Origin of the sequence: Bradyrhizobium sp. SZCCHNS3002 (assembly GCF_032377435.1) — a bacterium.
GTDB lineage: Bacteria > Pseudomonadota > Alphaproteobacteria > Rhizobiales > Xanthobacteraceae > Bradyrhizobium.
In genome coordinates this window covers 66,971-86,309 of the sequence record NZ_JAUHHY010000015.1, presented here as the reverse complement: position 1 = coordinate 86,309, position 19,339 = coordinate 66,971, and the positions used below count along the sequence as shown (strand labels likewise).

At 67.0% G+C, this 19,339-nt stretch carries 15 protein-coding genes; 11 read left to right on the top strand and 4 right to left on the bottom strand.

Annotation, left to right across the window (positions count from 1 at the left end; genetic code table 11):
* Positions 1-283: 283 nt before the first annotated feature.
* Entirely contained in the window at positions 284-1,846 is a 1,563-nt protein-coding gene (locus tag QW845_RS27205) for an AMP-binding protein (protein WP_315804598.1), read from the bottom strand.
* Positions 1,847-2,000: 154 nt separating this feature from the next.
* Here QW845_RS27205 and QW845_RS27200 point away from each other — a divergent pair, with 154 nt between their 5' ends.
* From QW845_RS27200 to QW845_RS27185, 4 genes are all read left to right on the top strand, one after another.
* Entirely contained in the window at positions 2,001-2,609 is a 609-nt protein-coding gene (locus tag QW845_RS27200) for a hypothetical protein (protein ID WP_315804597.1), read from the top strand.
* A 58-nt stretch (positions 2,610-2,667) separates the two neighbouring features.
* A complete protein-coding gene (locus tag QW845_RS27195; RefSeq protein ID WP_315804596.1) occupies positions 2,668-3,648 on the top strand; it encodes a nitronate monooxygenase in 981 nt (326 codons plus the stop codon).
* A 72-nt stretch (positions 3,649-3,720) separates the two neighbouring features.
* Positions 3,721-3,987, top strand: a complete 267-nt coding sequence (locus tag QW845_RS27190) for a hypothetical protein (protein WP_315804595.1) — start codon at positions 3,721-3,723, stop codon at positions 3,985-3,987.
* 181 nt (positions 3,988-4,168) lie between these two features.
* Positions 4,169-4,795, top strand: a complete 627-nt coding sequence (locus QW845_RS27185) for a hypothetical protein (protein ID WP_315804683.1) — start codon at positions 4,169-4,171, stop codon at positions 4,793-4,795.
* A gap of 72 nt (positions 4,796-4,867) precedes the next feature.
* Here the strand turns inward: QW845_RS27185 and QW845_RS27180 are convergent, their stop codons facing one another.
* Together QW845_RS27180 and QW845_RS27175 are read right to left on the bottom strand one after the other, a co-directional pair.
* A complete protein-coding gene (locus tag QW845_RS27180; protein ID WP_315804594.1) occupies positions 4,868-5,347 on the bottom strand; it encodes a hypothetical protein in 480 nt (159 codons plus the stop codon).
* Between the two features lie 126 nt (positions 5,348-5,473).
* Positions 5,474-6,325: an NAD-dependent epimerase/dehydratase family protein gene (locus tag QW845_RS27175; RefSeq protein ID WP_315804593.1), complete on the bottom strand. Its 852-nt coding sequence runs from the start codon at positions 6,323-6,325 to the stop codon at positions 5,474-5,476.
* 188 nt (positions 6,326-6,513) lie between these two features.
* On the opposite strand from QW845_RS27175, the gene QW845_RS27170 reads away from it, so the two are divergent.
* The 5 genes from QW845_RS27170 to QW845_RS27150 all read left to right on the top strand — a co-directional run bounded on the left by QW845_RS27170 (position 6,514) and on the right by QW845_RS27150 (position 11,785).
* A complete protein-coding gene (locus QW845_RS27170) occupies positions 6,514-8,550 on the top strand; it encodes an NAD(+) synthase (RefSeq protein WP_315804592.1) in 2,037 nt (678 codons plus the stop codon).
* A gap of 217 nt (positions 8,551-8,767) precedes the next feature.
* Entirely contained in the window at positions 8,768-9,457 is a 690-nt protein-coding gene (locus QW845_RS27165; protein ID WP_315804591.1) for a substrate-binding domain-containing protein, read from the top strand.
* Positions 9,458-9,571: 114 nt separating this feature from the next.
* Positions 9,572-10,012, top strand: a complete 441-nt coding sequence (locus QW845_RS27160; protein WP_315804590.1) for a hypothetical protein — start codon at positions 9,572-9,574, stop codon at positions 10,010-10,012.
* Positions 10,013-10,182: 170 nt separating this feature from the next.
* Complete coding sequence (locus QW845_RS27155; protein WP_315804589.1) at positions 10,183-11,415, top strand: MFS transporter; 1,233 nt, start codon at positions 10,183-10,185, stop codon at positions 11,413-11,415.
* 127 nt (positions 11,416-11,542) lie between these two features.
* Entirely contained in the window at positions 11,543-11,785 is a 243-nt protein-coding gene (locus QW845_RS27150) for a hypothetical protein (RefSeq protein ID WP_315804588.1), read from the top strand.
* Positions 11,786-12,013: 228 nt separating this feature from the next.
* On the opposite strand, the gene QW845_RS27145 is transcribed toward QW845_RS27150, so the two are convergent.
* Positions 12,014-12,256 (bottom strand): hypothetical protein, encoded by a 243-nt coding sequence (locus tag QW845_RS27145; RefSeq protein WP_315804587.1) that lies wholly within the window; start codon positions 12,254-12,256, stop codon positions 12,014-12,016.
* A 1,023-nt stretch (positions 12,257-13,279) separates the two neighbouring features.
* Between QW845_RS27145 and QW845_RS27140 the strand changes: the two genes are divergently transcribed.
* Positions 13,280-15,796 (top strand): M64 family metallopeptidase, encoded by a 2,517-nt coding sequence (locus QW845_RS27140; RefSeq protein WP_315804586.1) that lies wholly within the window; start codon positions 13,280-13,282, stop codon positions 15,794-15,796.
* A complete protein-coding gene (locus tag QW845_RS27135; RefSeq protein ID WP_315804585.1) occupies positions 15,789-19,295 on the top strand; it encodes a DUF6603 domain-containing protein in 3,507 nt (1,168 codons plus the stop codon). The genes QW845_RS27140 and QW845_RS27135 overlap by 8 nt, the downstream gene beginning before the upstream one ends.
* Positions 19,296-19,339: the final 44 nt, after the last annotated feature.

Here is a 19,339-nt window from a genome sequence, read left to right as displayed (position 1 = left end):
TCGGACGCCGATGCGTCGCGAGATGGAAGGGCCATGGTCTCCACTCGTGCAACAAACACAATGTCATCCGCGCGAACGCGGGGATCCATAGCCACAGGCCGATGTTCGAGGCACGCATGTCGACACGACTCGTCTCACCACGCCCTCCTGCGGTCATGGATCCCCGGGTCGCGCTTCGCCTGCCCGGGACGACAGCGGAGGGTGGCGGCTGCGAGCGGGGGGCCTACCTCGGGATTGCAAAGCCGTATGCTCGGATCTCCGTCGAGACAGCGTGGCTGTGTCCTCACCCCACCATGCGCCCGCGTCCCTCCCAGTACCGCGCGCGCAGCACCTTCTTGTCGATCTTGCCGACGCCGGTCACCGGCAGCTCGTTGACGACTTCGATCCGCTTCGGCGCATGGGCCGAGCCCTTGCGCGCCTTGACCAGCTCGATCAGCTCGCTGGCGTCGATCTGCGCGCCCGCGCGCGGCACCACGATGGCGGTGACGGCTTCGCCCCATTTGTCGTCGGGCACGCCCACCACGGCGCACATCGCCACATCGGCGTGCTGCGTCAGCACATCCTCGATCTCGCGTGGGAAGATGTTGAAGCCGCCGGAGACGATCATGTCCTTCTTGCGGTCGAGGATGTACATGTAGCCGCGCTCGTCGCGGCGGGCGATGTCGCCGGTGTGCAGCCAGCCGTTCTTCAGGGTCTCGGCGGTGGTGTCCGGCCGCTTCCAATATTCACTCATCACATGCGGCGCGCGCACGCAGATCTCGCCGGCCTCGCCCTGCGCAACCTCCTGATCATGGTCATCGAGGATCTTGACCTCGCAGGCCGCGATCGGGAAGCCGCAGGACAGGAACAGCTCCGGCTGCTTCGGATCGTGGTCGGCCTTGCGCAGCACCGACACCGGATAGCATTCGGTCTGGCCGTAGAGCTGAGAGAACACCGGGCCGATGCGCTCGATCCCTTCGACGAGCCGCGTCGGCGACATCGCCGAGGCGCCATACAGCACAAGCTCGAGCGAAGAGAGATCGGTCCTGGCCAACGCGGGATGATCGAGCAGCACGTAGATCATCGTCGGCACGAACAGCGTGAAGTTGATGCGCTCGCGCGCGATCGTCGCCAGCACCGCCTCGGGATCGAAGCCCTTCAGCATGTGAACCGTGCCGCCGCGCATCAGGGTCGGCAGCACCTTGGTGCCGGCGACATGGCTGATCGGGGCGACCGTCAGGTAGCGGGCGCGCTCCGGAATCTCGAAATCGGCGAGGATCGCGGTGGCGAAGCCGCCATATTCCTGGTGATGACGCAGCGCGCCCTTCGACTTTCCGGTGGTGCCGCCGGTGTAGTTCAAGGTCGCGATGTCCTCGGGCGTGGCGAAGTTGCGCGCGGTGGCGTGGCCGGACTGCTCGATCGCGGCGAGGAGGTCGGCGCCGTAGCCGGCTGCGCCAAGCGTGAACACGTGGCGCAGGCCGCCCGAGCGCGCGGCCAGCTCGCCGCCGCGGTCGTGGAACGCGGCGGCATCGATCACCAGCACCTGCGATTCGGAATCGGCGAGCTGGAACAGCTGATCGTCCAGCGAGCCCAGCGGATGCAGCCAGGTGATGGCGAGCCGCGACAGCTGCGCCGCCGTGCCGGCGCACCAGGCATCGGCGCGGTTCGCGCTGAGGAACGCGACGCGTGTTCCCGGCGGCAGGCCGAGCCGCATGAACACGCGCTGCATGCGGCCGATGAGGTCGGTCGCGCCCTGATAGGTCAGCGATCCGCCAGGCCAGCTGAAGGCGGTGCGCGACGGATGACGCGACAGCGTGAGCAGGGTCTGCTCACAGACGACCGGAAACGAATGAAGCTGTGGGCTCATGGACGATCCTTCCGAGATGCCGCGATCGTTGTTGCGTCGCGTGGCTTGTTGCCGACGCTATCAGAAAGCCGATCGCGCTCAAGGTGCGCTTGTCGTCCTCGGAACATCGCTGCGCGCGCCGCGTTGCCCGGCCGAACAACAACGGAGCAAGGCCATGCGCACCTCGACAGCTTTTTTTGCGGGAGCCGGAACGGTTGCCATTGCCGTCGCGGCCGGTCTCGGCGGCGGGCTCATGATCGCGGAAGGCATGCATCCGAGATCGCCGGCGCTCGAGCAGGCCAAGCTCGAGCGTTCCGTGCCGGAGGCGCCGTCGCCAAGTCCGACGGTCACCTCGTATCTTGCGGCAACGCAGGCGGCTGCGATCACGCCGGTCAAGGTGGCGCCTGCCGCAACCGAGACGAGGCCCGTGACCCCGGTCTCGACCGATCCCTCGCCGGCGCCGCAAGACGCCGCAGCAGAGGCGACGGCGGCCTCTTCGGCGAACGCCGTCACCCAGACCGCTACCGCCGAGGACGTTCAGGACAAGGCCGCAGCGAAGCCCGAGGACGCCGATCTCAAGTCGCGCGGCGCCGAGCGCAAGCGCGCCGCGGAGCAGCGCCGCGCCGAGCGGCACCGGCAATATGTCGAGCGCCGGCGGCAGCGCCGCGAGCAGGATATGCGCGCCGTCGAGCAGGCGGTGCGCGATGACACGACGCCGCGCGCCTATGCGGCGCAGCCGGTCGGCATGGATGGACCGCGCTTCAGCTTCTTCGGCGACGATTGATCGCACGCGGTCGCGTCGCTATCCCTGAGCCCAACGAAGGATCAGGGAGGGACCTGAAGTGCAGGACACGCGATGGGGAGGGCTGCGGACGCGGCTGCGATTGCCGCTGATCGCAGCGCCGATGTTTCTGGTGTCGGGGATCGAGCTGGTGAGCGCGGCCTGCGGGAACGGCGTGATCGGCGCGTTCCCGACCGTCAATTGTCGTACTCCCGATGAGCTCGATGCCTGGCTGCGCGAGATCGCCGATCGGCTCGCGCGCCACAGCGATGCCAGTGGGCGGGCGGCTGCGCCGCTCTGCCCGAACCTGATCGTGCACCATTCCAACGCGCGGCTGCAGGACGATCTCGCGGTGCTGTTGCGGCATCGTCCGGAGATCGTGATCACCTCGGTCGGCTCGCCGGCGAAGGTCGTTGCGCCCCTGCATGATGCGGGCGCGCTGGTGTTCGCTGACGTTGCCTCGATCCGTCATGCCGAGCGCGCGGTCGAGGCCGGCGCCGATGGCCTGGTGCTGCTCACGGCCGGGGCCGGCGGCCAGACCGGCTGGCTCAATCCATTCGCCTTCGTGCGCGCGGTCAGGGCGTTCTTCGATGGTCCCATCGTGCTTGCCGGCGGCATCAGCGACGGCGTCGCGCTGCGCGCGGCGGAGATGCTCGGCTGCGACCTCGCCTATATGGGCACGAAGTTCATCGCCACGCGCGAAAGCCTGGCCGATGATCGCTACAAGGCGATGCTGGTCGCGAGCTCGGCCGACGACGTGCTGCTGACGTCCGCCTTCACCGGCCTGCCGACCAGCATGCTGCGGCCGTCGATCGTCGCGGCCGGGCTCGACCCCGAAGCCTTGCCGGCGCGCGGCGCGATCGAGATCGGCAGCGACATCGACATTGCTGCGCGCGAGGCGCGGCCGAAACGCTGGCGCGACATCTGGAGTGCGGGGCACGCGACCTCTGGGGTCACCGACATTCCGTCCGTTGCCGAACTGGTCGCGCGCACGGCCGATGAGTACATGGGCGCCGGTGGCCACGCTCGTGAGAAAACGTGATGTGTGTCCTTAAGGCACCATTAACCATCGGGTCCCACAATCCGCGGAGCTTGAACTTGGCGGAATCGTGCGATGGGCATCGGGCTACGGCAGGACAAAGAGCGGGCGACGCTTGAGGAGATCCGGATCCGTGTCGGGCATGCCCTGCAGCGGCATCCGCTGTGCCGCAACGTCCAGTTCGACATCATGAGCGTTCCCCGCACCGCCCGCGGCGGGAACTGGACCATCAGCCTGCATTCGGTGGAACCGGCGGCGCTTTGGGAGGCCTCCGACATCGTTGCCGACATCCAGGCCGCGTACGATCTGCTGATCCCGGCCGAGCTGTCTTCGGCGGCGTGAAAAAAATATCCGTCATGTTCACAGGGCGGAATGGTGGCCGGCGTGTTTCTGTGGCATCGTAAAGCCTTAATTAACTCCCACTTTTCGGCAAAGTGCGGCTTTCCGCCGGGATACGGAGAATTGCGTGACGAAGTCGATCGCTTTTGTCGCTTTGCTGGGCGTGCTGATCGCAGGCGCGGCCGTGACGAGCGTCCTGATGCAGGACAGCGTGCCTTCGGCCGGTGCGATGATGCCGCCCGTGGTGGCGAAGAGCCCGCTCTCCAACCGTGAAGCCAAGGGCGACCGCCTGGCGATGGTCACACTTGCGGCCCCCGAGGTGCAGCAGCCGAGTGCCGCCCCGAAGACGACTCTCCGCCAGGCCTATGCCTATGCGCCGTCCGAGGCCGAAATGGCCAAGGCGTCGGCCGCTGCGGTCGTTGCTGCCGAGCCGGTGGTGCCGAAGTCCAAGATTCTCGCCCGGAGCGAGCCGACGCCGGCGCCGCTGAAGCCCGAGGTGCAGAAGGCCTATTCGCTGCTGTCGGACGGCCAGATCGCCGGCATCAAGGAGCGGCTGCGGCTCTCGTCGAGCCAGGAATATTATTGGCCGGCGGTCGAGACCGCGCTGCGCGCCGTCGCCCGCAAGATCCACGCCGGACGGCAGGGCGCGGCGAAGCCGGGCGCGGTGGCGCTCGATCCGGATTCGGATGAGGTGCAACAGCTGAAGTCGGCCGCGATGCCGCTGCTCTGGCAGTTGCGCGAGGACCAGAAGGACGAAGTGCGGCGGCTCGCGCGCACGATCGGCCTCGACAAGGTCGCCGCTGCGATCTGATCCGGGCGATCCCTGCCGTGAACACGTCAAAAGGCCGCGCATTGCGCGGCCTTCGCTGTTCGAGGGGGTCTTTTACCGCGCCGGCGGATTGGCCTCTGGATGTCCGCCGCTCTCGGGACCGGCTCCGGTCGGCGACGACGCGGGCGCGGTGCGCAGGTCCGGGCCCGGCCGCGCCGGCTGGGTCATGGTCGGAGCTTCCGGCGGGGTGATCGCGGCGCCGGCGCCGACCGTGGTGCCGCGATCGGTGTTGCTCGGCGCCGACGGCACCGGGGTCGGCTTGTCGCCGCCGGCAAAGCGCGTCGCGCCGCCGCTCTGATAGCCGGCGACCAGCAGGCCGGCGACCACGAGCCCGAGCACGAACAGGCCGCCGAGCTCGGGCAGCGCGCCAGATGGGGCGACGCCGCGGCTCCGGCCGTCGCCCTCGAGCGCCACCGCCGCGATCTCCCGGTTGTGCCGCGAGCGCAGGAAGGCCAGGAACGCGCCGGCCGCGATGATGATCGCAGCCGCGAGCGTGAAAAACATCAGCCAGCTGATGGGTTGATCGCCTTGCATGTCGAACATCCTTTGATCCGTGAGGGCTGCGCGACGTGCAGTCGCGTCAAACCCGCATGACAATCTCTGTTCGTTGCAATCGCCGGTGGCATGAAAGGTTTCCCGCCCGGCGGCGAAAATCTTGCCTCAGCGCCCGTCGCCGGCGGCCCACAGCGCGTCGAGCCCGGCGCGATAGGTCGGGTAGGCGAAGCCGACGCCGAGCTCCTGCCTGGCGCGAATATTCCGGATGCGCCGGTTGCTGGCATAGAAGCTGCGCGCCATCGGCGACAGCTCGGCGCTGTCGAACGGCAGCTCGGGCGGCGGGGCGATGCCCATCAGGCTGGCTGCATAGGCGATGACGTCCTGCGGCGGCGCCGGCTCGTCGTCCACGATGTTCCAGGCGCCGCCTTGTGCGCGCCGGATCGCGCCCATGATCGCGCTGGCGGCATCATCGACATGGATGCGGTTGAACACCTGGCCCGGCTTGACGATGCGGCGCGCCCGCCCGGCCTGCAGCTCGACCAGCGCGTTGCGGCCGGGCCCGTAGATGCCGCCGAGCCGGAGCACCGCGAGCCGGTCGCCGATGACAGCGCGCCATTCCGCCTCGACGCGGACGCGGGCCTGAACCCGGTCGTGCTCTGGCGCCAGCGGCGTGTCCTCGTCGATCCAGCCGCCCCGGTGGTCGCCGTACACGCCGACGGTCGAGAGATAGACCACGCGCCGCGCGCGCCCCGCCGTGATCGCGTCGCCGAATGCGGCCAGCACCGGGTCGTCGCCCGCTCCGGGGGGCACCGAGATCAGCACGACGTCGGCGTCCGCCGCCTTCGCCAGCGTCGCGGCGGCGGGCGCCGTGCCGTCGAACAGGTCGATGTCATCAGGCGCCAGCTCCGCGCGCTTGCCGGCGCTGCGCACCGTGCCGCCGATGCGGGCAAACGCGCCTCGGTGCAGCTCGACGAAGCGCTGGGCGGTGTAGCCGAGGCCGATGACGAAGAGGTTCATGGATGCCGTTCACCTGCACTGCGCGAATAGATGAGCCTCCGAGTTACCCGGCGCCGGGTGGCCCGCGCAATTCAAATGACGCGCGCGGAGTCAGCCTGCGGGCGGGGGGGTGCTGACCTGCGGCGCTTGTTATGGCTCCCGTCATGGTCCATGTCGTATGCTCCGGCGACAGGAGATGGACTGCCACGATGAATTTTCATTCGATCTACCGCCATGGCTTTGCCCGCGTCGCCGCCTGCGTCACGGTCTCCAGCGTCGCCAACCCGACCGCCAACGCGGCGGCGATCCTGGCGGCGGCGCGCGCCTGCCATGATCAGGGCGCGGCGGTCGCGGTGTTTCCGGAGCTCTGTCTGTCCGGCTACGCGATCGAGGACCTGGTCAAGCAGGACCCGCTGCTCGATGCCGTGCAGCGCGGGCTGCTCACCCTGGTCGAAGCCTCGCACGACCTGATGCCGGTGCTGATCGTCGGCGCGCCGCTGCGCTTCGCCCACCGGGTCTACAATTGCGCCGTCGTGATCCATCGCGGCGAGGTGCTCGGCGTCATCCCCAAGAGCTACCTGCCGACCTATCGCGAGTTCTACGAAGGCCGCCACTTCGCCTCCGGTGCCGGCATCCGCGGCGAGATGATCGAGGTCGCCGAGACCATGGCGCCGTTCGGCACCGACCTGCTGTTCGCCGCCGCCGATGTCGCCGGGCTCGTGATCGGCGTCGAGATCTGCGAGGACATGTGGATCCCTGTCACGCCGGCGTCCGAACTTGCGCTTGCCGGCGCCACCGTGCTCGCCAATCTCTCCGGCAGCCCGATCACGGTCGGCCGCGCCGAGTCTCGCTCACTCTTGTGCCGCTCGACCTCGGCGCGCTGCCTCGCCGCCTATGTCTACGCGGCGGCCGGCGCCGGCGAATCCACCACGGACCTCGCCTGGGACGGCCAGACCTCGATCTTCGAGAACGGCGTGCTGCTCGCCGAGAGCGGGCGCTTCCGCCAGACCGGCCAGACCATCGTCGCCGACGTCGATCTCGATTTGCTGCGCCAGGAGCGCGCGCTGATGGGCACGTTCGACGACAATGCGCGCGCGCAAGGCGCCGGCGTGCACTGGCGCCGCATCGGCTTCGAGCTGCAGCCGGCCGAGGGCGACATCGGCTTCAGGCGCAGCATCGAGCGCTTTCCGTTCGTGCCGAGCGATGCCGCGCGGCTCGATCAGGACTGCTACGAGGCCTACAACATCCAGGTCGCCGGCCTGACGCAGCGGCTGCGCGCCACCGGCACCAAGCGCATCGTGATCGGCGTCTCCGGCGGGCTCGATTCCACGCATGCGCTGATCGTCGCGGCGAAGGCGATGGATCTGCTCGGCCTACCCCGCACCAACATCCTGGCCTACACGATGCCGGGCTTTGCCACGGGCGCGCAGAGCAAGTCCTACGCGCATGCGCTGATGTCTTCGCTTCAAGTCAGTGCCGCCGAGCTCGACATCCGCCCCGCCGCCACGCAGATGCTGAAGGACATCGGCCATCCGTTCGGCCGCGGCGAAGAGGTCTACGACGTCACCTTCGAGAACGTGCAGGCCGGCCTGCGCACCGACTATCTGTTCCGCCTCGCCAACGACCGCGGCGGCCTCGTGCTCGGCACCGGCGATCTCTCCGAGCTCGCGCTCGGCTGGTGCACCTATGGCGTCGGCGATCAGATGGCGCACTACAACGTCAATGCCGGCGTGCCGAAGACCCTGATCCAGCATCTCATCCGCTGGGTTATCGCCTCGCATCAGTTCTCGGCCGATGTCGACCGCACCCTGGAGGCGGTGCTGTCGGCCGAGATCTCGCCGGAGCTGGTGCCGGTGAAGGAGGGCGAGACGCCGCAGAGCACGCAGGCCATGATCGGCCCGTATGAGCTGCAGGACTTCAACCTGTTCTATACGCTGCGCTACGGTATGCGCCCGTCGAAGATCGCCTTCATGGCGCATCACGCCTGGAAGGATGCGGGCGAGGGCGCCTGGCCGCCGCACTTTCCGCCCGACAAGCGCAACGCCTATGCGCTCGGCGACATCAGGAAGTGGCTCGAAGTGTTCCTCAAGCGCTTCTTCGCCTTCAGCCAGTTCAAGCGCTCGGCGATGCCCAACGGCCCGAAGGTGGTGGCTGGCGGCGCATTGTCGCCCCGCGGCGACTGGCGCGCGCCGTCGGACGGCAATGCCACGGCGTGGCTGGAGGACCTGGAGAGCGTGCCGAAGTGAGGGACGCAGTTCTCGTGGCATGTTGATGGCGCACCGTTTTGCATCACGGGCGGTGCGCTCCCTCTCCCCGTAAGAACGGGGAGAGGGAGCGCAGCGGCGCTCGCCGTAACCGCTGTTGCCTCCCACCGTCTTGCTCCGCTGCCCCGCTTGCCATATCCGAAGAAGCGTCGCAGCGTAGTTTGCGGCGCTGCAATTGCCTCTTCAAACGGAGCCCCCCATGAGCGTGACCGCCGCCGGCATTTCCTCGATGGCGACGAGGCAGATCCTCGCCGAGCTCGCGGCCGCCTATGAGGAGGCGACCGGCGAGGTGATCACGATCGAATCCGTCGGCGGCGTCGATGCCGCCAAACGCATCCGCGCCGGCGAAGCGTTCGATTTCGCGGTGCTGGCTTCCGACGCGTTGCAGAAGCTCGAGGCCGACGGCCACCTCGTGCCCGGCAGCATCATCGAGATCGCGGAATCGCCGATGGCGATGGCGGTGCGCGCCGGCAGCGCCAAGCCCGATCCGCTCGACGAAGCCGCCGTGCGCAAGGCGATGGAGAACGCCAAGGCGATCGGCATCTCCACCGGCCCGAGCGGCACATATGTGCAGAAGCTCGTCCGCGACTGGGGCCTGGAGGGCGATGGCGCCTCGCGCCTGGTCCAGGCCAAGCCAGGCATTCCCGTGGCCAAGCTGCTCGCCGATGGCGAGGTCGATGTCGGCTTCCAGCAGCTCAGCGAGATGCTCGGCGCACCTGGCATCGACATCGTCGGTCTGCTGCCGGACGCGCTGCAGCCGGGCACCGTGTTCGCCGCCGCGTTGTGCAACGCCGGCGCACACACCGACGCCGCGCGCGCGTTCATCGAATATCTGGTCTCGGACGAGACCGCCGAGACCAAGCGCCAGCACGGCATGACGCCGGTGTGAGGCGGCGAGGGGCAAGGATCGTCCTGGACGTCACGTGCCTCGCAACTTCCGCATGGAACTTCGCCCCGCCGCGCCCTATGGAAGGACGTGTGCTGAAAGCGAATGGAAGGACTCATGCGTCGCTGGCCTCTCGTATCTCTCATCCCTCCGTTGCTGACCGGCTGCGTCACGCAGAGCGCGGAAAATGACAAGGCTGCGGAAGCCGCCGCGATGGCGACGCATCTGCCGGCCGACTATCGTCAGATCCTCGCCAACGATTTCAAGACCTGGCCGGACTACGCTGGCATGCCCATCACCAAGGCCCAGATATCGAACCCCGCCAAGGAGTTCGGTGACATCCTCAATGGTGGAACCGTGGTCGGCATCTGCGTGCGCTACATGACCAGGCCGCGTGCTTTTGGACAGGAGCTCAGCCCGCGGACGGTGGTTGAATCGATTTCCTTCACCAACAAGCGCTTGAATCACGCAGGTCTGAAAGGCCGGCGCGAGATCGCGATGCTCAGCTGCGACGCAAAGCGCGTCTACTCGCCCTTTCCCGAGATCGAGACGGAGTAGGCACGGATCGGAAGCGACCAGCGCATCGGCACCGGCTTGGGGCGCGGCTGCCGGTTGCGCGCGTCGGCCGATCCCTTCGACGGTCCAGGGGCGACGAAAAATGGTCCGCGCGTATGTCGTCCGAGCCCCGCGCCGTTCGTCTTGTCATCGAACGGCAGAGGAGGAGACGAATGAGCACATCGCACTATCGCTGGGTGATCGTCGCGGCCGGGGGCGTGCTCGGCTGCGTCGCGGTCGGCGGCCTGTTCTCGCTGCCGGTGTTCCTCAAGCCGATGGCCGCCGAGACCGGCTGGTCGGTCGCGGGGATCTCAAGCGCGATGACCATCGGCTTCCTGGCGATGGCCGTCACCAGCATGGGCTGGGGCACGCTGTCCGACCGGATCGGCCCGCGTCCCGTGCTGCTGATCGGATCGGTCCTGCTCGCCGTCAGCCTGCTGCTGGCAAGCCTGACGTCCTCGCTGCTGGCGTTCCAACTGCTGTTCGGACTGATCGCTGGCATCGCGACAGCGGCGATCTTCCCGCCGGTCATGGCGACCGTCACCGGCTGGTTCGACACCCACCGCAGCCTCGCGGTCTCGCTGGTCTCGGCCGGCATGGGTGTCGCGCCGATGACGATGTCGCCGCTCGCGGCCTGGCTCGTGTCCAGCTACGACTGGCGCACCGCGATGCAGTGCATCGCCGCCATCGTCGCCGCCATCATGATCCCGACGTCGCTGCTGGTGGGCCGTCCACCATCGTCAGCGCCCGACGCCGCCCTCGCGTCGGATCCGGCCGCCGGGCCGGCTGAGATGACGCGCGCGGCGGCGCTGCGCTCGCCGCAGTTCCTGATCCTGCTCGCCACCAACTTCTTCTGCTGCGCCACCCATTCCGGCCCGATCATCCACACCGTCAGCTACGCCGTCACCTGCGGCATCCCGCTGATGGCGGCGGTGACGATCTACAGCGTCGAGGGGCTCGCGGGCCTCGGCGGCCGCATCGCCTTCGGCCTGCTCGGCGACCGCTTCGGCGCCAAGCGTGTGCTCGTGCTCGGCCTGCTGGCGCAGGCGTTCGGTGCGCTCGCCTACGTGGCCGTGCGCGACCTCGCCGCGTTCTATGCCGTCGCGGCGACGTTCGGCTTCCTTTATGCCGGCACCATGCCGCTCTACGCGGCGATCGCGCGCGACAACTTTCCGCAGAGCATCATGGGCACGGTGATCGGCGGCACGGCGATGGCCGGCAGCCTCGGCATGGCGACCGGCCCGCTGGCCGGCGGCCTGATCTACGACAGCTTTGCCAGCTACACCTGGCTCTATGTCGGCTCGTGGGTGATGGGCCTCGGCGCTGTCATGATGATGATGACATTCAGGCCGTTTCCCAAGCCGGCGTCGCAGCCTGGCGTCGTGCCCACGCAGGCGCCGGCCTGACGCTGCTGCATCGCACCTTCACGCGCGCTGTCGGAATCGGACAACAACGCTTGATCCACCGGCAGGAACTGTGATGTCGCAGCCGGGTTGGGCGAGCGTGGGGTTCAACCGGATGGAGATCGGATCCATGAAGAAGACCCAGCTCGCCATTGCCACCCTCGTCGCCGCCACCCTCGCTGCCGTCCCGCTCGCCGCGCAAGCCAAGCATGCCAAGAAGCACAGCGCTGCGACCTCGACGACCTCGTCGCAGACCACCGGCAGCAACATGCGGGCGACCGGCGGCGCGATGAAGTCCAGCCGCGATTCCACCTCGTCGAGCCAGGGCAACGTCGGCCCAGGCACGAACCAGGCGGGGAGCATGGGGAAGTAGGACGGAATCGTCCCTCGGATTCCGCGTCGGAGTGCCCGGTGCCCGGGCTTTCCGGCGCGCGGTGGCACTCCGCAGCAGCGCAGCGATGCAAGACGCCGCTACACCACAGCGCTGCAAGACGACGCGCTCCACGCGAACGGACGGCACGAAACCACGGGAGCGAACAAACCTTGCGAACACCAATCGGCCTCGCCAATCGGGCGATGAGTCCCGATCAGCAAAACCCGATTACTTCGAGGCTTCCTTGATCTTGTGATCCAAATGCCCGGTGCCGTGGTCCCGGCGCAACTGGCTCAGCGACGTCTCGTTGAGCTGAAGCAGCACGTCGCTCAGCTTCGTCGAGTCCGGATAGCCCGCTGCGAACGACTTCCCGTAGATCTTGCGCAGCGTGCCGACCAGCGTATTGCCGTGCTTCCTGCTGATCTCGCCATCCTTGTCCCGATGGCGGCCGTCCAGGCCCGGTTCCTTCATGCGTCTCTCCCCCTGATGCGACTTCTGCGCTTCTGATAGCCTGCGCTCAATCAACGAGATTGGCAACGCTGCAGCGCGACAGACGAAGTCGCGGGCGCCTGTGCGTCGTTGCGGTTGGCCATCTTTTTCAAGGCGTCGGCCGAAATAAAGATTCCACTTACCGGTTTTCCGAAATCGCGATTTTATCTGCGCATCCCGCCTCGTGCAGAGGGCGTACGCGTCGTCACGATACGTGAGGTGGGCTGCGATGGACGTGGATGCTGCGCCAGACGAGCGCTTGCATCGCGGACGGCGAAGTCGTGTGGTCCCGGCCTCCCGATGCTGAGGTCAAGCCTGCTGCTGATGCGCAAGCGTCGCGCGGGCGATGGGGGCAAGAAAGCCCGGTCCCCAAGGAGAGCACGAAGGACACCGTTAAAACCGATCGCGCAGGGAGGGCCGGGTCGTCCGGCTGGACCTGTGGTACCTGCCGCCTGCATTTTTCTCGCAGGCGGGCCACGGGCCTCAGTCGAGGTCCGGCTCTCCCTGCGCCTCTCGTATGTCGAGGCGCGCCGACCAGCGCATCCCTCGGACTCATCGAGCCGCGAGACTGCGCGCGCACGCCTGAAGCGACCGCAAGTGGCTGTTTGACATCTGGCTGTTTGACATCCGAATGACGTGACGGTGCTTGTCTGCGCCCGTGACAACGTCGAGCAGCGTCGGGCCGAACTCACGGATAGGAGACGCGGTCAGTCGCAGTACGTCTCAAGGAGCTCGACGGAGAGAAACCGGATCGCGCCATAGAGCGGTCGTGTTCATCCGTGAACGAGGACAACGAGAGCTCCACGCCGCCGGCATTGCAGCAGGATTGGCCCCAGTGATGGAGAACACCACTCGGCAAACGACAATTGCGGAAGGATGTCGAAACAGTATCACGTTGAGGTTGTGTTGAGAAGGCTTGAGTGTACAATCTTGATGATGCCAGATTTTCGATGGGAGCGACGGGCTTCCCGATAGGTGTGCTGGCTGAGAGAGGGTCGTGCCGGCATGCCTCTCATCGTCTATCCGCATTGCGACATGCACGTCGCGCTGAAGAAGCCCGCGACCAAGGTGCTGCCGTTCCGCGTGTTCGACCAGGACCTGCCGAACGGCTCGACGACCTACACGCTGACCGACGTCACCGCGGACTGCAATTTTCGAATCCTGGCGCCGTACAACCCGGTCGGGTCCCGGCTGACCAGCTTCGTGACGATTGATCCTGCGGCGCGCACCATCACCGGCGACGACGTCGGCATCAATCTCGTGGTGATCGAATATGGCCCCGGCTACGTTGTCGCGCGTATCCAGGTGCACGACGATGTGCTCGGCTGGTGGTTCGGCAACTCGTCGATCACCACGGCGCTGCATCCGACGGTTGCCCACAGCCAGCCGACGCTGTGCGCGCTGTTCAGCGACGACCCGACCGGGACCGATCTCGTCGGCGACATCACCGGGCACGGCTTCGTCACGCTCAGCTCAGGCAGCCCCGGCACCTTCGTGGTGGCAAATACGAACAATGAGGGACGGTTGAGGGGCGTGAGCGAGGGGACGGCCCAGCTCGACGGCAGCTTCCTCGGCGTCAACCAGAGCCTGCCGGTGAAGGTGGTCGACTACGCCAAGACCCGCGACAACATCTCCACGGTGCGCGCCGGCGACCTCGCCAATGCCGCCGAGATGCACAACATCCTGTTCCTCGCCGAAGGCTTTCGCGCGTCCGAGAAGGACAAGTTCGACAAGATCGTGCAGGAAGCGGCGGATGGTCTGTTCTCGCAGAAGCGCCACGAGCCCTATGGCACGCTCGCGGGCAGCTTCAACGTATTCAAGGCCTTCCAGGCGTCGGAAGAGCAGGCGGTGACCTGCGGCTGGCGCGTCAACGACGAGGAGACCTCCGAGCTCGGCAAGGGCGGACCGATTCCGTGGAACTACAGCGTTTCGGACGACAAGAGCATCTACGAGGTCGACGAGCTCGTGGCCCGTGTCGGCCTGCCGCTCCGCAACGAGACTGCGACGCCGGCGCAATTGAAGGCGCGGTGGGCGAGCCAGTCGCTGCCCAATTACGACGCGGCGAAGGTCAACGACACCCTGATCGAAGCGTGGAGGAAGCAGAAATCGCTCGGCATCCTGGAGGCACGTGACACCTTCTACGGCCTGATGCTCGGCGCCCGCTGGGGCGACCGGTCGGCGAAGTCCGGGGCCGCTTTGACGATGCCGGCGGCGGATGCGGCGGGCGATGCCAACCTCGCGCCGCTGATCGCCCGCGCCTATCAGTTCTTCAAGCCGGCCAGCGCCACCCGGCACCTTGCCCCGGATCCGCGCCGGCACCCGCCGGAGCTCGCCAGGGACGGCCGCGCGAACGTTGCGGCGCCGATCATGGCCTACCTGTCCGGACTGCGGCTCGGGCCGTCGCCGCACACCGCGCTCGGCGCCGAGTGGATACCGGACGGCAGCTTCAAGCGCAGCCGCGGCCTGATCGCCATGATCACCAACGAGGACATGATCGGCGGCACCAATTTCAACCAGTCGACCGTGACCGCCAATTCGCTGCAGAGCCTGAAGACGCTCGACTTCGAATATCCGGCGACCAACACGGCGACGAAGAAAGTGATGCGGCGCAAGCCTGCCAGCGACATCGACGCCGACCTCACCGATATTATCGACACGGTTGCGCACGAATTCGGCCATTCCTTCAATCTCGGCGACGAATACGAGACGAGCGCCGAAGACAATGCGACCGCTTCGAGCGAGGACGACAACATCGTCGCGCTCGCCGACATCTTTCAGGATCCGAGCTACGCCGCCAACCACTCCCGTCTGGTCGATCCGTCCAAGGTGAAATGGTTCGAACTTCTCAGGATCGAGCTTTCGGCCAAGCTGACCCAGGCTTCGACCCAGCAGGGTGGCTCGATCGAGGTCAGGATCGACCCGCGCCAGATCCCGCGCTGGGTGCAGGCGAAGGCGGCCGGCCGCCAGGCGTTTCTCCGCCGCATCCAGATCACGGCGATCGGCCAGCAACTGCCGCTTACGTTCATCGATGCCGATTACCTCGTCAGACTCGACATCGGCGACATCGACCAGAACCTCGGCTCGATCCGGCTCGGCGGGCTGGAATTGCCGCCGGCGCCGTTTCCCGTGTTTCCGAAAGGCTCGCTGCTGTTCGTGCCGCGCCGCGACGATGCGGACGCGCTGGTCTATGTGGTGGAAAAGAAGGTGCGCGACTTCATCGCAGGCAACCATCTGCCGCTCAACAAGGATACCGACACCGCTCATGTGAACGACGAGGGCGACGACCCGAAGGACATCCCGGACTTCAAGCCGCCATGCAAGGCGCAGCGGCTGGTCGGCCTGTACGAGGGCGCATACAACTTCACCGGGCTGGTCTATCGGCCGGCCGGCGACTGCAAGATGCGGAACAGCAGCGGCGCTTTCTGCCATGTCTGCAAATGGCTGATCACCAACCGCGTCGATCCCGCGCTGCACGACGTCGTCGACCGTGAATTCTATCCGGAGGCCAAGAAAAATGGCTGAACCGGGCGCCCTCGAAACGATCGTCGCCGAGATCGGCAAGCTGCTGCTGCCGCTGCGGGCGGCGGTGGAGTCGCCGGCCGCGTTCCAGGGCCTGCTGCTCAAGCTGGGCTGGGATTCCGACGTGATTCCGAAGCCGATCGCCGATCTCGCGGTCGACTTGCAGTTGTTGTTCGATCGGCTCCAGGCGCTGGTCGGCGGTGGGCTGTCGCTCGACGGCGAAGTGGCGTCCGACGGCGAGATGACGCTGGAGTCCGGGGCGCTCGAAGACGCCTTCAAGGCCATCGAGGCGATCGCCGGCGTCGTGCAGGCGATCGACGACCTCGTCTCGGCGCCCGGCGGTGCATTTTCGGCGACGCTGAACGCCGACAATTTCAAGGGCGAGTTTCCGGGGCAGCTCGTCGGCTATCTCTTCATCACCTATCTGCGCAACCATCATCCGGGCATCGGTTTCGCGCTGCAGGCGCTCGGCGTCATCAGCACCCGCTATACCGCGCCGGCCGGCAACCGCCCGGACTACATCGACTACAGGTTCAGTTTCCCGGACCTGCCGAAGATCGTCTCCGACCCGGTGACACTGTTCGAGAACGCCTTCGGCTGGGGCACCGACAGCTTCGACTTCTCCGGCTTCGCGCGGCAGATCGACAGCCTCGCGGCCGGGCTCGGGCTCGACGTCCGGATGGTGGAGGTGCCGGATCGGGTCGCGCGCGCGCTGGAAGGCGGCCCTCCGACCGGGCGTGCCGCGGTGCGCAAGCGGCTCCGCCTGGTGTTCTTCGAGCGGGCGCGCGACGCGGGTCGGCTATCGGCCGAGCTCGGACTGTTCCCGCTGCCGAAGTCCGGGAGCAAGAAGCCGGGCTTCGCGCTGCTGCCGTCGTTCAGCGGGCTGCTGTCGGTGCGGATGCAGCTCGGTCCGACGATCGCGGTGACGATCTCGAGCGACCTCGATCTCACCGGCGGTGTCGGCCTGATGGTGCGGCCGGGCAGCGGCATCGACATGGTGACCGGCTTCGCGGGCAGCGGCGCGCCGACGTCGGCCAAGGGCACCGCGCGCGTCGAAGTGGAATACTCCGCCGCCTCCGGCAGCCCGACCATTGTCCTCGGCACCGGCGAGGGCACGCGGCTCGAATACCAATCGGTGAGCGGTGCCGGCGGCTTCACGCTGGTGGCGGGCAAGGACGTCGAGGTGTTCGCCGAGGTGGACCTCAAGGGCCTCGCTTTCGTCCTTGACGCGTCCGGCTCGGACGGCTTCATCTCGACCATCCTGTCGGGGATCTCGACGCGGTTCGAGTTCGATCTCGGCCTCGGCGTCGCCTATCCGCGCGGCGTGTACTTCCGCGGCACCTCGCATCTCGAGATCCAGATCCCAGCGCATATCGACCTCGGTCCGATCGAGGTGCAGGGACTGACGCTCGCGGTGACACCGTCGGGTGGCGGCCTCCCGATCGATATCGGCGCGACGCTGAAGGCGGCGCTCGGTCCGCTGGTCGCGGTGGTGGAAAACATCGGGCTGCGGACCGATCTCGCTTTTCCGGGGAGCGGCGGCAATCTCGGCCCGATCGATCTATCCTTCGGCTTCAAGCCACCGAACGGCGTCGGGCTGTCGATCGATGCCGGGGCGGTGACAGGCGGCGGCTATCTCTTCATCGATCCGGACCGCGGCGAATATGCCGGCGCGCTCGAACTGAAGATCCTCGACTTTCTCTCGGTGACGGCAATCGGCGTCATCACCACCAAGATGCCGGACGGGTCAAAGGGCTTTTCCTTCATCGCCATCATCACGGTCGAGTTCAATCCCGGAATGCAGCTCGGCTTCGGCTTCACCCTGCTGGGAGTCGGCGGACTCGTCGGCCTCAACCGCTCGATGGACCTCGACGCGCTGGTCAACGGCGTGCGCGCCGGCTCGCTGGACTCGGTGCTGTTCCCGCACGACGTCGTTGCCAACGCGCACCGGATCATCTCCGACCTCCGCACCTTCTTCCCGCCGGAGCAGGGGACCTTCCTGATCGGCCCGATGGCGAAGTTCGGCTGGGGCACGCCGACGCTGATCAGCCTGTCGCTGGGGATCATCATCGAGATTCCCGGCAACATCGCCATCATCGGCAAGCTGACGGTGGCGATCCCGGACGAGCGGCTGCCGCTCATCATCATCCAGGTCGCCTTCATGGGCGCGATCGAATTCGACAAGAAGCGCGGCTGGTTCTTCGCCATCCTGTACGAATCGCGCGTGATCTTCATGCCGCTCGACGGCGGCATGGGCGTGCTGGCGTCATTCGGCGGCGACGCCACTTTCATCGTCTCCGTCGGCGGCTTCCACCCGGCCTACAATCCACCGCCGCTGCCGTTCCCGCCGATCCCCCGGATCGCGATCAACATCCTCAACACGCCGGTGGCCCGCATCCGGGTCGACGCCTATTTCGCGGTGACGTCGAACACCGTGCAGTTCGGCGCAGATGCGGAGCTTTATTTCGGCATCTCGATCGCCAGCATCGAGGGCCATCTCGCCTTCGACGCGCTGTTCCAGTTCTCGCCGTTCTATTTCATCATCACGATCTCTGCCTCGCTGTCGGTGAAGCTGTTCGGCGCGGGGCTGTTCAGTATCCGCTTCCGCGGCTCGCTCGAGGGCACATCGCCCTGGCACGTCGAGGGCACCGGGAGCATCTCGCTGCTGTTCTGGGACGTCGACGTCGACTTCTCCCACACCTGGGGCGACAAGGAGGACACCAGCCTGCCGCCGGTCTCCGTGCTGCCCCTGCTGGTGGCGGAATACTCGAAGGCGGAGAATTGGACTGCCGCGCTGCAGAACAGCAGCAGGCTGTTGGTGACGCTCAAGACCGTGGACGCGGGCTCCGACCTTGTGCTGCATCCGGTCGGCTCGCTCAAGATCACCCAGCGTGCGATTCCGCTCGGCATCACCCTCGACAAGATCGGCGCGCAGCGCCCGGACGACGCCAATTACTTCTCGGTCGCGGCCGCGACGTCGGGCATCGAGAAGCGCGCCACCATCCGGGAGTCGTTCGCGATCGCCCAGTTCAAGGACCTCAAGGACGGCGAGAAGCTCAGCGCTTCCGACTACGAGGCCGAGGAGGCGGGGCTGGAGCTGTCGGTCACTGGCAACCAGGCCAAGACCAGCTATGTCACCAAGCGCATCGCCCGCTACGAAGAGATCATCGTCGACAACAATTTCAAGCGCGCACGCCGGCGCTTCGTCACGCTCATCTCCGGGCTGTTCACGCACTTCCTGGCCAACAACGCCGTGGCGCGGTCCGAGATCTCGGCGAAGTCGCGCGATCTGAAGCACGGATTCGACGACAAGATCGCGGTCGATCAGGCGTCCTATGTGGTGGTGAGCCTGGCCGACAATTCGCCGATCGCCGGCGCGCCTGCGTCGTTCCAATCGCGCGCCAGCGCCGGTGAATTCATGGCGGCCGAGACGCGGCGCAATCCGAGCTTCGCCAGCGAGGCCCATATCGTGCGCCCGCACGAGATGAAGCGCGCGGCGTAGCGGAGGCACGATGATGGCGGGCGGTCCGGCGAGGCGGCGGGGAG

Excerpts from the sequence above, each read along its gene's own strand:
- QW845_RS27175 (WP_315804593.1), bottom strand. The coding sequence starts at position 6,325 with ATGAACCTCTTCGTCATCGGCCTCGGCTACACCGCCCAGCGCTTCGTC.
- QW845_RS27180 (WP_315804594.1), bottom strand. The coding sequence starts at position 5,347 with ATGCAAGGCGATCAACCCATCAGCTGGCTGATGTTTTTCACGCTCGCG.
- QW845_RS27165 (WP_315804591.1), top strand. The coding sequence starts at position 8,768 with ATGAGCGTGACCGCCGCCGGCATTTCCTCGATGGCGACGAGGCAGATC.
- QW845_RS27155 (WP_315804589.1), top strand. The coding sequence starts at position 10,183 with ATGAGCACATCGCACTATCGCTGGGTGATCGTCGCGGCCGGGGGCGTG.
- QW845_RS27135 (WP_315804585.1), top strand. The coding sequence starts at position 15,789 with ATGGCTGAACCGGGCGCCCTCGAAACGATCGTCGCCGAGATCGGCAAG.
- QW845_RS27150 (WP_315804588.1), top strand. The coding sequence starts at position 11,543 with ATGAAGAAGACCCAGCTCGCCATTGCCACCCTCGTCGCCGCCACCCTC.
- QW845_RS27140 (WP_315804586.1), top strand. The coding sequence starts at position 13,280 with ATGCCTCTCATCGTCTATCCGCATTGCGACATGCACGTCGCGCTGAAG.
- QW845_RS27170 (WP_315804592.1), top strand. The coding sequence starts at position 6,514 with ATGAATTTTCATTCGATCTACCGCCATGGCTTTGCCCGCGTCGCCGCC.
- QW845_RS27190 (WP_315804595.1), top strand. The coding sequence starts at position 3,721 with ATGGGCATCGGGCTACGGCAGGACAAAGAGCGGGCGACGCTTGAGGAG.
- QW845_RS27200 (WP_315804597.1), top strand. The coding sequence starts at position 2,001 with ATGCGCACCTCGACAGCTTTTTTTGCGGGAGCCGGAACGGTTGCCATT.
- QW845_RS27160 (WP_315804590.1), top strand. The coding sequence starts at position 9,572 with ATGCGTCGCTGGCCTCTCGTATCTCTCATCCCTCCGTTGCTGACCGGC.
- QW845_RS27145 (WP_315804587.1), bottom strand. The coding sequence starts at position 12,256 with ATGAAGGAACCGGGCCTGGACGGCCGCCATCGGGACAAGGATGGCGAG.
- QW845_RS27205 (WP_315804598.1), bottom strand. The coding sequence starts at position 1,846 with ATGAGCCCACAGCTTCATTCGTTTCCGGTCGTCTGTGAGCAGACCCTG.